The 12,957-nt window shown below is 42.3% G+C and carries 12 protein-coding genes and 1 tRNA gene; 4 read left to right on the top strand and 9 right to left on the bottom strand.

The annotated features are described in order from the left end of the window. Positions 1-19: 19 nt before the first annotated feature. The gene (locus ACFQ3Q_RS02780) at positions 20-781 is read right to left on the bottom strand and encodes a DUF3298 and DUF4163 domain-containing protein (RefSeq protein WP_380742694.1); all 762 of its coding nucleotides are present in this window, start codon (positions 779-781) and stop codon (positions 20-22) included. A 91-nt stretch (positions 782-872) separates the two neighbouring features. On the opposite strand from ACFQ3Q_RS02780, the gene ACFQ3Q_RS02785 reads away from it, so the two are divergent. Further along, positions 873-2,015, top strand: a complete 1,143-nt coding sequence (locus ACFQ3Q_RS02785; protein WP_380742696.1) for a cystathionine gamma-synthase — start codon at positions 873-875, stop codon at positions 2,013-2,015. 66 nt (positions 2,016-2,081) lie between these two features. On the opposite strand, the gene ACFQ3Q_RS02790 is transcribed toward ACFQ3Q_RS02785, so the two are convergent. The 5 genes from ACFQ3Q_RS02790 to ACFQ3Q_RS02810 all read right to left on the bottom strand — a co-directional run bounded on the left by ACFQ3Q_RS02790 (position 2,082) and on the right by ACFQ3Q_RS02810 (position 7,649). Then, complete coding sequence (locus ACFQ3Q_RS02790) at positions 2,082-3,311, bottom strand: cysteine desulfurase-like protein (RefSeq protein WP_380742697.1); 1,230 nt, start codon at positions 3,309-3,311, stop codon at positions 2,082-2,084. Between the two features lie 14 nt (positions 3,312-3,325). Beyond that, positions 3,326-5,722: a S9 family peptidase gene (locus ACFQ3Q_RS02795; protein WP_380742699.1), complete on the bottom strand. Its 2,397-nt coding sequence runs from the start codon at positions 5,720-5,722 to the stop codon at positions 3,326-3,328. 239 nt (positions 5,723-5,961) lie between these two features. After that, entirely contained in the window at positions 5,962-6,306 is a 345-nt protein-coding gene (locus ACFQ3Q_RS02800) for a hypothetical protein (RefSeq protein WP_380742700.1), read from the bottom strand. 24 nt (positions 6,307-6,330) lie between these two features. After that, positions 6,331-7,320, bottom strand: a complete 990-nt coding sequence (locus ACFQ3Q_RS02805) for a DUF1028 domain-containing protein (protein ID WP_380742702.1) — start codon at positions 7,318-7,320, stop codon at positions 6,331-6,333. A gap of 17 nt (positions 7,321-7,337) precedes the next feature. After that, complete coding sequence (locus ACFQ3Q_RS02810; protein WP_380742703.1) at positions 7,338-7,649, bottom strand: hypothetical protein; 312 nt, start codon at positions 7,647-7,649, stop codon at positions 7,338-7,340. Positions 7,650-7,781: 132 nt separating this feature from the next. Here ACFQ3Q_RS02810 and ACFQ3Q_RS02815 point away from each other — a divergent pair. After that, positions 7,782-7,853: transfer RNA gene (locus ACFQ3Q_RS02815), tRNA-Arg, on the top strand. A gap of 118 nt (positions 7,854-7,971) precedes the next feature. Here ACFQ3Q_RS02815 and ACFQ3Q_RS02820 read toward each other — a convergent pair. Next, positions 7,972-8,700 carry a phosphatase PAP2 family protein gene (locus ACFQ3Q_RS02820; RefSeq protein WP_380742705.1) on the bottom strand — a complete coding sequence of 243 codons (729 nt, stop codon included), beginning with the start codon at positions 8,698-8,700 and terminating at the stop codon, positions 7,972-7,974. Positions 8,701-9,126: 426 nt separating this feature from the next. On the opposite strand from ACFQ3Q_RS02820, the gene ACFQ3Q_RS02825 reads away from it, so the two are divergent. After that, positions 9,127-9,351, top strand: a complete 225-nt coding sequence (locus tag ACFQ3Q_RS02825; RefSeq protein ID WP_380742707.1) for a hypothetical protein — start codon at positions 9,127-9,129, stop codon at positions 9,349-9,351. A 7-nt stretch (positions 9,352-9,358) separates the two neighbouring features. Here the strand turns inward: ACFQ3Q_RS02825 and ACFQ3Q_RS02830 are convergent, their stop codons facing one another. Further along, positions 9,359-10,477, bottom strand: coding sequence for a formylglycine-generating enzyme family protein (locus ACFQ3Q_RS02830; RefSeq protein WP_380742708.1), 1,119 nt, complete (start codon positions 10,475-10,477; stop codon positions 9,359-9,361). Between the two features lie 104 nt (positions 10,478-10,581). After that, positions 10,582-11,811, bottom strand: coding sequence for a hypothetical protein (locus ACFQ3Q_RS02835; protein ID WP_380742710.1), 1,230 nt, complete (start codon positions 11,809-11,811; stop codon positions 10,582-10,584). 346 nt (positions 11,812-12,157) lie between these two features. Between ACFQ3Q_RS02835 and ACFQ3Q_RS02840 the strand changes: the two genes are divergently transcribed. Continuing rightward, positions 12,158-12,748 (top strand): lipid-binding SYLF domain-containing protein, encoded by a 591-nt coding sequence (locus ACFQ3Q_RS02840; RefSeq protein ID WP_380742712.1) that lies wholly within the window; start codon positions 12,158-12,160, stop codon positions 12,746-12,748. Positions 12,749-12,957 lie beyond the last annotated feature (209 nt).

Genomic DNA, 12,957 nt, shown 5'->3' on the forward strand with positions numbered 1-12,957 from the left:
CCTGAAAAGAAATCGAGCGCTATTCGGCCTTCAGGTTTATTTTGAGGAAGTCTTTAACTTCGGAATAAGGAAATTCGAATTTCAGGGTGCCTTCAGAATAGGCCGCAATCTCGTAAGGGTTGTAATGCAGGACCAGTTTATCTTCAGTGAAACCGATGTTTGCCGGTAGCTGAAATTCATCTTCTTCAAAGAACATTCCCGTGCTGTTAATAGGTACATCTGCCGGGATCTCCTGCCTTTTCCTGAATTCCTTTTCCATAAAGGATCTGAATTCTGCGGTGAATAATTGCTTTTGAGAAAAGGTTTTTCCTGTGTTCGGGTCGAAATTCAGGAAGCTGATGCTCCCGTAGCCGTGAGCGCCGCCGGTGAAGAGCTGAGAATCGAATTTCACCGAGATGAGACTGGCCGTTTTAAGACTCACTTCTCCGAAGATCACCGCTTCCCAGGGGAGCGCATATTCAGGGAATTCTTCGAGGTTTTCAGCATAACTCGCAATGAATATACCGGCCATCTCTTCCGGGGAAGTAATGCTGTCTCCATCCTGAAAATCCACGATCTCTATTATGTGTTGCTCTATTTTCGAGTTGATCTTTTCGGCCTGATCAGCTTCGGTAGCTATAAGGGGATAGGTGAGACTTATAAAGGTACAGTCCCCATTTTCAGGATTGCAGTCTTCAAAGGATCTTTCTACCGAATACTGCTGAAATTCTATGGTTTTTTCTTCTTCCTCGCAGGCAGCAAACATAACTGCCAATACGAATATGGCTATGATTTTTTTCAATGGAAAAGCGATATAAGAATTTGAAGTTAAAGGTACAAGCAATTTTGTGATTGCCCAACAGGAGCATTACTTTTACTTCAAACAGCTTAATATGAAATTCAACACCAAAACCATACACGGAGGGCAGGAAAATGTGGATCCGGCTTACGGGTCGGTAATGCCTCCAATATACCAGACCAGTACATACTCTCAAAGCACCCCAGGCGGGCATAAAGGATTTGAATATTCCCGAAGCGGAAACCCCACAAGGGCGGCATTGGAGAATTCTCTGGCAAGCATAGAGAACGGAAAATACGGGATAGCCTTTGGATCGGGGCTTGCAGCCATAGATGCGGTAATGAAACTCTTTAAGCCCGGAGATGAGATTATTTCTACCAATGATCTTTACGGTGGTTCTTACCGTTTGTTCACCTCCATTTTCGAAAAACTCGGGATTAAGTTCCAGTTTATAGGGATGCAGGAAGCAGAAAATATAGAGAACTATATTAATGATCACACAAAACTAATCTGGGTGGAAACGCCAACCAATCCTATGATGAACATCATAGATATCGAGGCGGTTTCTAAGATCGCTAAAAAGCACGGGTTGCTGCTTGCGGTAGATAATACGTTTGCGACCCCGTATCTTCAGCTTCCGCTGGAACTTGGTGCCGATATCGTGATGCATTCGGCTACCAAATATCTTGGCGGGCATAGTGATGTGGTAATGGGAGGTCTTGTGGTGAAAGACCAAAAGCTTGCAGAGAAACTTTACTTTATTCAGAATGCAAGCGGAGCAATTTGCGGACCTCAGGACAGTTTCCTTGTGCTACGCGGAATCAAAACCCTTCATCTTAGAATGCAGCGTCACTGCGAGAACGGAGAAGCGGTGGCCAAATTTCTGAAATCTCATCCTAAGGTAGATAAGGTGTACTGGCCCGGGTTCGATGATCATCCTAATCATCATATCGCAAAGAAACAGATGAGCGGTTTTGGGGGGATGATCTCATTTACCACTGCCGAAAAAACTCTGGAGAGTGCCGTTAAGCTGGTCGAAAAACTTAAGGTTTTCACCCTTGCGGAATCTCTGGGGGGTGTGGAGTCTCTTGCCGGGCATCCTGCAAGTATGACGCACGCTGCTATACCAAAGGAAGAAAGAGAGAAAATAGGAGTTCTGGACTCTCTTATCAGGCTAAGTGTGGGGGTCGAAGATGAGGAAGACCTTCTTGAAGATCTGAGGCAGGCTCTGGGATAGACTCTGAAAGATGATAATAAAAAAAGGCTGATTGAATTTTTAATCAGCCTTTTTTTATAGCGATGCTTAGTCAAGGATATCCTTAAGCACTCTTATAAGCCTGGTTACTTCGGTCTTGGTGTTATAGTGGGTCAGGCTAACCCTAACCACACCGTTCTTTTCTTCCAGCCCGGCATCCTTGATTAGTTTTTTAGCATAAAAATCGCCAAATCTTATTCCTATACGGTGATTATCAACCTGCTCTACGATCTCATCACTTTTAAGTGAATCGTGAACAAAGGAAATGGTAGGAACACGTTTGGTCCTGTCGGCAACCGGGTGGCCTATTATTTTTATTTCCGGGTGCGAATCCAGGTATTCTATAAGCGGGGCGCTTATCTTTTCTTCGTGGGCCGCAATCACCTCGAAGGTCTTTTCTATTTGCTCCCTAAAGCTGAGCTTGGTCTTTTTCGGAAAATGGTGTTTAAAGAATTCCTGGTAATATTCGGTGATTCCCAGCAGGCTGTATGTAAGCTCGAAATTGAAGTTCCCCGGCTGTAATTTATAGGGAACATCTTTTTTCTTAAAGAAATAATGATTGATTCCCTCCATTTTGTAAAGCTGATTGTATTTGCCATACATGACCGCCAGGTGTGGGCCATAAGTTTTATACCAACTGAACACATAAAAGTCTACGTCCAGATCTTTTACATTCACTGCGCGGTGCGGGGCATAAGCCACTCCATCTACACAAATGAGTGCTCCGGCTTTATGGACGATCTTAGCGATCTTCTTAATTGGGTTAATGCTTCCAAGTATATTGGAGACGTGAGTTACTGCAACCAGTTTTGTTCTTTTATTCAGCAGCTCGGTAAGGTCTGAGATCTCAAGTTCGTGGGTGTGCGGGTTGGCTTTCCAGATCTTAACATTAATTCCCCGTTCTTTGAGGTCGGTCCAGCAGGAAACATTGGCCTCGTGATCGGTATTGGTCACGATCACCTCATCTCCTTTTTTCCATTGTTTGCTTAACGAGATACTCAGAATCCTGAGCAGCATAGTTGAGGAAGGACCAATCACCACTTCTTCCGGCCTCGAGGTATTTATGAAATTGCCTATTTGTTTGGTGGCATAACTCAGTTTTTCTCCGGCTTCCTCCGAAACCTTATAGGAAGCTCCCAGCTGAACATTGTGGTGCACAAGATAACCGCTTATCCTTTCTATAACTTTCCCAAGGGTTTGTGACCCCCCGGCATTATCCATAAAAACGAAATCGCGTTCTAGTGCCGGAAACTGACCCCGTACATAATCTATATCCATTCTGTATTCACTTATTAATTAGGATTGGAAGCTTCTGCGTTGTTTTCTTCCAGAAGGCTTTGGTTGAAAAGCTCAAGAATACGCCTGTACTCATCGGTCCAGCTGCTTGGCTCTACAAAGCCGTGATCTTCTACAGGATAAACCGCCATTTCCCAGTCTTCCTTTCCAAGTTCTATAAGCCGCTGGGCCAATCTTACCACATCCTGGAAATGTACATTCACATCTACCATTCCGTGGGCTATCAGCAGGTCTCCCTCGAGTCCTTCGGCAAAATAGATAGGAGAAGATCTTCTGTAGGCTATAGGGTCTTGAGACGGTTCATTAAGGATGTTCGAGGTGTAGCCGTGGTTATAGTGCGCCCAGTCGGTAACCGATCTTAAAGCTGCCCCGGCTTTAAAGGTATCAGCTTTGGTGAACATTCCCATCAGGGTAATGAATCCGCCATAACTACCTCCGTATATTCCTACTTTTTCAGGGTCTATATTGTGGTTTTCGATAAGGTATTTCACTCCGTCCACCTGATCAGTAAGATCTTTTCCACCCATATGTCGGTAAATTCCGGTTCTCCAGTCGCGACCATAACCGGCACTCCCACGGTAATCGATATCAATAACTGTATACCCCAGATCGGTAAGCAGGTTATGGAACATATATTCCCTGAAGTAACGAGACCACCATTTATGGGCATTCTGGAGATAGCCGGCGCCGTGTACGAATACAACAGCGGCATCATTTTTCACTTCTTTTTCCGGAAGGAATAATCTTGCCGGAACCATAGCCCCGTCACGGGCTTCAAATTTGATCAATTCGGGATTTCTCCAGTTATAGCTGCTAAAGGCTTCAGATTGCCCGCTGGTTAATTGTTTTGCCTCGGCTCCGGGGCTCGTCTTTTTCAGATAAAGTTCCCAGGGCTTATTGCTGAAGGAATGTCTGATTGCCATATACTTCTCATCCGGGGAAAGTGAAACCTCATTGTTCCCCGTCATCCGGGTAAGCTTCTCCATTTTTCCGCCCATTACCGGCATTCTGTAAAAGTGTCTTTCTCCCGGTCCTACTTCTGAAGTGGTTAGGTACCAGGATTTTTTATTATTGGAAAGTTGAGGTTTATAAACCTCAAATTCACCTTCTGTGAGGGCTTTTTTCTTTCCGTTTTCAACATTCAGCAAATAAAGGTGTGAATATCCGGTTTCTTCGCTCTGGAAGTAAATGTGTTTATTGTCCGGTAACCAGCCAAGTGTTTCGCCGCCCCAGTATGTGTAACCAACTCCGGGTCCGGCAAGCCAGGCCTCATCTCGCTGGTGGTCCAGGGTCTTTAAATTTCCTGTTTGCAGATCTATCTCGGCGATCCATCGATCTTTATTGTCAGTAGAACGAAGGTTCACAATCGCTTTTTCACCATTTTCGGAGAAAACTGCTCCTGAAGGTACCACATCCCGAACTTTCTCTTCCCAGTCTTTTTCAGGGTAATCTTTCACATAATCCGGCAGGGCCTTGATGCCCGGAAGCTCATCAGTTTTAATGAAATAAACACTGTCGTTTTTGATATTATAGATCGCAAGCTCCAGGCTTGTCTTGTTCTCACCAACTTTGCTTCTTGCAGGCAAATCTTCCGTATAACCCGATTCGTCTACATAATTAGGAACATTGGTAGATTTTCCTCTTTCGCTTTTGATAAGTCTGAATGTAACAAAATCTCCTTTAGGGGAAATTTGCATCCCGCTTAACCTCTTTTTATTTAGGTAAAAGCTGAAGGCTTCTTTCCCTGTCACTGACTCTTTATATGCTTTAGTACTTTCTTTTTTATCCTTTCTTTCCCTGACAACCGAAAGCAGTTGAAGGTTCTCCTCTTCAAGAAATTTTTCTTTTTCAGAAAGCTCTTTTTCTTTTTGCTCTTTTTCGGAGCCCTTCAGGATATTGGTCAGTTTTTGAATGCTTCCGTTTTTAAGGTTATAGATATAAGCATTGTTTCTGAAGGTAAAACTGATCCTGTCCTCATCTTCCATAAATTCGGGATTGGAAATATTTCCTCCCAGGTTGAGCAGGCTTTTTCTTTTTTCCGAATTCATATCGTAGATCATCAGTTCCCCGTTTTCGGTAAAGAGCTTTTTAGAGCGGGCATCATTGAAGTCTCCTGAATTTGGAATCAGGGATTTTTTCTCTTCAGGGCTTACTTTTATGATCTTATCTGTTGTATTAAGACTGATCTTGTAAAGGGAATCTTCCGGATCTTTTTCCAGGTTATAATCGAAATAGATATTCTCACTTTGAATGCCCCATTTTACATTTTCAGGAAAGGTGCCCACCCATTGCGGGTCTTGCATTATTTTCTTTACAGAAAGATCACTTTTTTGTGCAAAGCCGGGACTTAGACCAAGCACCGTAAAAAAGACAATAAGTAGATATTTATTCATATAGATAATTTTGACCGGGATAGCTCCGGCAGTTAAAAATTGAAATTCATTTTAGGCCCGAAACTTTACCGGGGACGCCAAGATAATTAAATTTTAAATTAACAGGCTTATGTTGTTTTCCGAATGAAATAAAGCCAAATTTTTAATGAATTGATATTTAGAAGTTTGTTTGGTGATGTTATTAGCATTTGGAATAAAAAAAGCCGCCATATGGCAGCTTTATATTTGATTTGGTGTGATTAAGCCTGTGGAAGATCGGCTCCCACGGGAACAGAACAATCGTGACCTGGTTCGCCGTGCGGCGGATTTGTTTTTGGTTTATAGTCTTCCCGCATTAACGGAGAAACCCCGGTAGAGGTCTCGGTTTGCTGAACTTTAGCCTGGTCCAGGGGTGCGCCTACAGGAATGTCACAACGATGTCCCGGTTGCCCGTGTTCTGGGTTCAGATTTGATGTAGTCTTAGGATTGGTATTGGTCTCTACCTTGGCATCTGCCGGGCTTGCCTCTTTTTTCTTGTCCTCACAGCTAACCAGGGCCGTGGAGCATATTGCTGTAATTGCCAAAGACAGTATATATTTTTTCATAATTTAAAGTTTATAAGAACTAAGTTAATTAATTATTCTTTCCAGATCGTCATCTGAAACCTCGAGCAGGCCTGATGCCGGTAACCGCATCGTCATGATACGCCAGTTGTCGTCTTTAGCGAATATACTTTTAAATATCGGCAGGGCCTCATCTACCTTCCCGTTGTTTGCAAGGGCCACGGCCTTCCAGTATTTCATTTCAAGGTTTTCCGGGAACATTTTTTCGGCTGCTCCGTATTCTTCCAGGGCTTTTTTCATGTCACCCTCTTCCACGGCCAGGTCTCCTTTATTCATATGCTCATAGGCGCGTGCGGTCTTCAGCAGTCTTTCAAGCTCCTGGACCGGAGTTTCGTGATCGTCTACCCGAAGGTCTGTTTTTTTGTCTTCCCAGGAATTTTCAACTTTTTCAGGCCCAACAACAATAAGGGCTGCCGATTGCTTTCCCCGAATATCTCCTCCTGCATCCTGAGCGGCTTTCATTACTTCCACTACGCGTTCTGCAAGGGGAAGGTCTGAATGCTTTTTAAAAGCCTCTGCCATTGCAGGGACCACTTTATCATTCAACATCATATTTGCCTGAACCGAAAAGTTTTTACCAGTTATATGATGTGCGGCTTCTACACATTTCTCCCCGGTATAAGCCGAAACATTTCCTTCGTCATCGAGCAGGGCAACCTGGCGGAAGTCCCTCCCTTCATCCCGGCTTATGAGTTCTTCCAGGGCTTCATTGGCCGTTTTTCCTCTTTCCATAAGCTCAAGGCCGTCAGGGCCAAAAGCGGGGTTCACAAAAGATTGGGTGGCTACCACGCCAACTCCCGACTTTCCCCAGGAAACTATAGAGCCTACCGAGAACCAGTGACTCTGTACCCCTACAGCCATATTTCCGGTCAGGCTGTCTCTGGCCACTATTGAGAATGTGTGGGCAAAGCCTTCACTTGCCACCCCGGGATTTTGCCCGAATGCTGTGGTTATGCCAAGTATTAAAAGGAGGCCGAGTATTTTAATTTTATTCATTTATATGGTGGTTTTAGCTATTCTTTAATCTCTATCACGTTCAGGTAATCAGGTCCACCATCTACCGGGTAGCCTTCAAGCTTTTTGGCTGTTAGTTTTACTTCTTTTCCTTCATAAGCGCTAAGATCGAGCTTGTCACTTTTAAGGGCGTACATTTCTTCTTCGTTTTTAAGCAGGTGTGTGCCGTACTGGAAACTGGTCATTCCTATTGCTTCAATGGTCCCTGTGACTTCTATAAGCTCTTCCTGAGGTTCCTGTGAACTGCTGTTATTGCAGGTACTTGCGAAAAGCAATAATACCATTCCGAAGCTAAGTGATAATAATTTCATTGTTGGGTATATTTTTAATCCAAGATAAGCTTTCTTTTTTGGATATGAAATTCGGTTTTTGACCGGCCTCAAGATTTTGAAACGCAGATTAAATTATTCCGAAAAACATTATTATTTTTGTTGCCCTTAAGGGGCCTCGTAGTTCAACGGATAGAATAGAAGTTTCCTAAACTTTAGATCCAGGTTCGATTCCTGGCGAGGCTACTGGAAAAAGCCCTGTATTAGCAGGGCTTTTTTTAAATACTTATGATTTGGCGGTGTTCCTGTAACTTTTTTGGCCAGATCCTGTTGTCAAGGGCCATTCCCTTTAAGGGTAAAATTTTTAAACACTCGAATCTGTTCTGAAGATCTCGATCAAATTGAGAATAAGAACACAGAATACCACCCAAATAAGTCCGGCGATATATCCTCCTGCTATATCTGAAGGGAAATGAACACCCAGATAGATCCTGCTAAGCCCAATGCTCATGATAATAAAGCTTAGAAGAAAGATTAGACAGAACTTCAGAAGCTTGCTGATTTTAAAGATAGTGCATAAATAGATCAGGAATCCGTAAAAGGCCATTGCGCTCATAGCGTGGCCACTGGGATAGCTTAAGGTTTCAACCGATACCATATGCTCTATTCCCGGTCTGGCTCTGTCTATGAATCTTTTCAGTATCATATTGGATATTGAAGCGAGAATTAGAACCAGGGTAGTCTGAAGCACATATCTTCTTCTCTTAAAGATTAGCCACGAAACAAAGAAATATATACTCACTACAACCACATAGCCGTAAAAGTCACCTACTTCGGTCATAAAAATAAAATACTTGGTAAGTGCCGGGGTGCGATAGGAGATAACCAGGTCGGTTATCTGTGTATCTATATTGGCAAGCATCTCGGTTTTCAAGGTTTCGGTTAGCTCAATAAAAATATTGATGCTGGCCCCAACCACAAAAAGGGCTATTATAACAAGAATGATATAAGGTAATTTGTGGTTATAGTCCTTGAACTTCTGGACCAGAAACTCATTTATTTTTAATAGAAATGCAATTAAAGTCTGCCTCATAAATTTAGATTTAATTCTACATCTGGACCGTTATCCATTAAGAATCTGCAGGTATATACCAACAGGTTAAAGCTGTCTTCACTGCAATAGGTTAGTTGCATTTAATTCTTCTGATCCCCTGAGGTAAAGATCAAATTGCTCCTTACACCTACGGCAGTTTATGCCAATAAAATCCAATATATCATGTTTTTTTGAGTCTTTCATCCATGCAGCGGGAAAACCTGCCGGCCTCAATTCTGTTAATATCCGGAGGACAGGTTTATTCAGGCCGGGATCAAAGATTGTTAATATCTCTGTGAATAGCTTTTTATGATATAAATGTTTGATACGCTTGTGTTTGGTATCTTGCGGGCATAACCTACTTATGTGATTTAAACTGAAAACTAATCAGGGCATTCTTTCAGGGAGTGTCTAAAATCAGTATGAATGAAAAATTCACATTACGGGCCAGGGATGCAGGAAGCATCGGATCTTGATTCCCGTATCAAACTAATGGGTTACTTATCAAAAGCCTTATTTTTAGCTGCAGTAGGGTTCATTGTCTACTTAATTACCGCCAGAACAACTCTAGATACATCTGTTGAAAACGAACCTTTGGAATGGGGCAGCACAGTACAAATTGCACCTCCCAGTCCGGATTTCGGTTATTAAGAGGATATTACTTTTTCAACATTTCGGGCGTGGCCACTGTCCTGAAGCCTACGTGATCTGAACCTGAATCCAGGGTCATTCCCATCCGTGCCGAAATGCGGTAACTGGCACAATAAGATTTGTGGCATAAAAAAGAGCCGCCTTTCATTACCTTTTCAGGCTGGTAAGGGTTTTCCGGATTGAATGGTTTCCCGGCTCCTTGCGGATTCACAAGCTCTCCCATAGCCAGGGCCTTTTTGTAAAAATCGATATTAAACCAGTCTTTTGTAAGTTCCCAGACATTACCTGACATATCGTAAATTCCAAGATCGTTGGGTGGAAAGGACCTTACCGGGGCTACATATTTAAATCCATCTTCCGGATTGTTTTCCACAGGAAATTCACCCTGCCAGGTATTTGCGTTATCTACTATTTTATCAGCATTACCTTCCCAGGTATAAATGCCACCGTGCATTTTTCCTTTTGCTGCCGCTTCCCACTCGGCTTCGGTTGGGAGCCTGCGATTGGCCCAGTCGCAATAAGCTACGGCATCTTCATAAGAAATATGTACTACGGGGAAGTTATCCTTTCCCTTTATAGAGCTTCCCGGCCCCTCGGGATGTCTCCAGTTTGCACCGATCTTCCATTCCCACCACTGGGTGTAATTATCAAGATTGGCCACTTTCTCCAGTTCTTTTCTGAAAATAAGCGATCCGGGTTGTAAAAGACTGTCGTGGGGCTTTGGAGTGCCGGCTGGCACCTGCTTTTTCATCTCCTCCCAATCTATTGGTCGTTCAGCAACTGTAACATAACCGGTAGCATCCACAAACTCCCTGAATTCGGCATTGGTAACTTCGGTCTTATCGATAAAAAAACCGTCTACTGCCACAGGATGTGCCGGCTTTTCTGCAGGTTTGGCCAGTTCATCGGTTTCTTTGGCTCCCATTGTAAAACGAACGCCGGAAACCCACACCATCCCCTCAGGAACTTTAATTTCTTCTGGTTTCTTTTTAAGAAGCTGTTCTTTTTGGAGTTCTTTCTTTTGCTGAGGTTCCTGGTTCTCCTGTTTGTCAGTGTTATGCTTACAGCTAATAAGGAGAATTAAACTCAGTATCAGGAAAACAGGTTTTATTTGAATGAACTTCATAACAATCTTCATTTAAGCGCTGAAATGTACATAAGAAAGGCTATTAATAAAAATGCCCGGTCTTATAATTACCGGGCACTTCAGTAGTTTAGTGTTTATAAGAGTTAAGCAGCGTTTTTAAGCCTTTCTGGCTGATGCCTGTTGGTGTTCATCTTAATGGTAAGTCCTTTTTCTTCGGCTAAAAAGTAATAGATCACAAAGAAAAGGAAGTACATAATCATCGATTTTTGCCTCATAATAATCCCCAGATTAGACATTACAAAAGTCATTGCAAATGAAGTCAGGAGGAAAAGTGCAAGACTCATTTTAACGTGTGCTGGCGCCTTTTTAAGGAATTTCAGAAAACTGATCTTAAAGATCTTTCCGAAAAGCAACAGGTAAATAAGGTTTTCTATAGACACTATTATTCCGAGGATACCGGGTGCATCAAAGAACAAAGGCCTGAACCAGAAGGTAAAGAACTTCCCTGCTAAAGAATAATCGGTCATATTAACTCCGGAACCTGCATTGTCAAGTTTTTCTGCCCGGTTGCTGGTAAATTCAACAAAATCGGCGATAAGGTTAGTAGAATTATTAAGGTGTACCACCGAAAGTATCTGTTTCTGAAAGATCAGTAAAATAACGGCAATAACCCCGAAAAAGGTCATCTTCTTTTGCCAGCTAATGCTGTGTCGGCAAAGCATTAGCCCCACCAGAGCACCAACGGCCATCAGCAGGAAGATGTGAGGGCGTATACTGAATACCAGCAGAGATCCAGCAACCAGGCTTATTAGTCTTTTCTCAGGCTTGGTGATGGCGTAGGCAAACATCATCAGGCCAAGAAAAATGGGAGCACCTTTACCCAAAGAGGAGGTCCAGAAGTGCATATTTGGAAGGAAAAGAATAAGCGTAAGCAAATCTATCCTTTTAAATACGTTGATCTTGAATGATATATTTTCCTTAAAGAATAAGTAGGCATATACAAAACCAAGGAATCCTACCCAGGTGAACATCAGCATCATCATCTCATAAGTAAAACCGAGGTATTTGATGAACGGATACGATACAAAGTCGATAAAATGTGTTCCGGTTTCAAAGAAATGGGACCAGCTGTGTGAGGTTTCATCCGGGACCCTAAAGTACCTCTTGGAATCTGACGGATTGAACAGGGCATAGGTATAGTATACCGCGCCGAAGAACAGGTGGTAAAAGAACAGCCTGTTCATAAGCTTTATAGAAAAAAAGTCGTGCTTTTCTGCCAGTTTCTTAAAGATATACTGGGTTAGCATATATAAGAAAGGCACAAAGCATAAAGCCTCTATTATGTTCAGAATCAATTTCGTGTTGAAATCCATGTTCAGATTTGGTTTTCCTGTATTATCCAAAATCCTTACCTCAATTAACCAAATTGGAGCATAATCTGTGGGTTTTTAGCTAAGAGCAGCATTTTCAAGGGGTTATGTGTGTTCTTAAGCTGTCTTTTGTTTAGACCTGCAGGGATTTACAATTACATTCCACACAAAAACTGTGGAATTTCCCCATAACCGGGATTGAAAAGCGGGTAAAAACAGACCTTTTCAGGTAATTTTTGAAGAGAATTTCAGGCGTAAGTCACTAAGACAAGGTAAAATAACAGAGGCTTAACAGTTCTCCCGGAGCTTGTGTTTTATCTTAGTAAGACAAACTTAAAAACCTGAAATTATGAGAAATATTGAGATCAAATTTTACAGTTATTTCCTGCTGCTCCTCCTTTTTGTATTTACCGGAGATCTGATCGCTCAAACCGATGACGGGGCCAACGAGAAACAGGAAAATGTGGTAGACCAGGATGAGAAAGCAGAACTTATAAGCGATGCTAAAAAGGCTAAAGCAGCCTTCATTGAACACAGTCCTGATCTTGCAGAACTATTCGATAAGTCTGCGGGGTATGTGATCTTCCCGAATGTTGGGAAAGGAGCCTATATTCTTGGGGGTGCCGCAGGGAACGGAGTGCTTTTCGAAAAAGGTGGCGTACAGGGATTCGCTGAACTACGCCAGGTAGATATAGGTCTTCAGATAGGAGGCCAGGCTTTCAGGCAGGCCATTCTTTTCCAGACCAACAGTGAACTGGAACGGTTCAAAGAAGGAAATTACAGGCTTTCAGGAAATGCTTCGGCTGTGGTTATTGAACAGGGAGAGGCTAAAAGCGTTGAATTTAATAATGGAAGAGCCATAGTGACAATGCCTAAGGCAGGGGCTATGATTGAAATTTCAGTAGGCGGACAGAAATTCGATTACAAGGACGCCAATTGACCGTTTGTATTTTAATGTTATAAAACCGGATCCTTCGATCCGGTTTTTTTATTTCAAAAAGTTTAGCAAAAACTGATTTTGGTCATTGTTTATATCAATTTTATGAATTACGAATTATTCAATATAAATCATTTAAAAGTAATTAAAATTCAATTTAAATGAAAATAATGCAATAAAAATTAAATAATTTTTGACTTATTGTAACATTT

This window comes from Salegentibacter chungangensis, assembly GCF_042678405.1.
GTDB lineage: Bacteria > Bacteroidota > Bacteroidia > Flavobacteriales > Flavobacteriaceae > Salegentibacter_A > Salegentibacter_A chungangensis.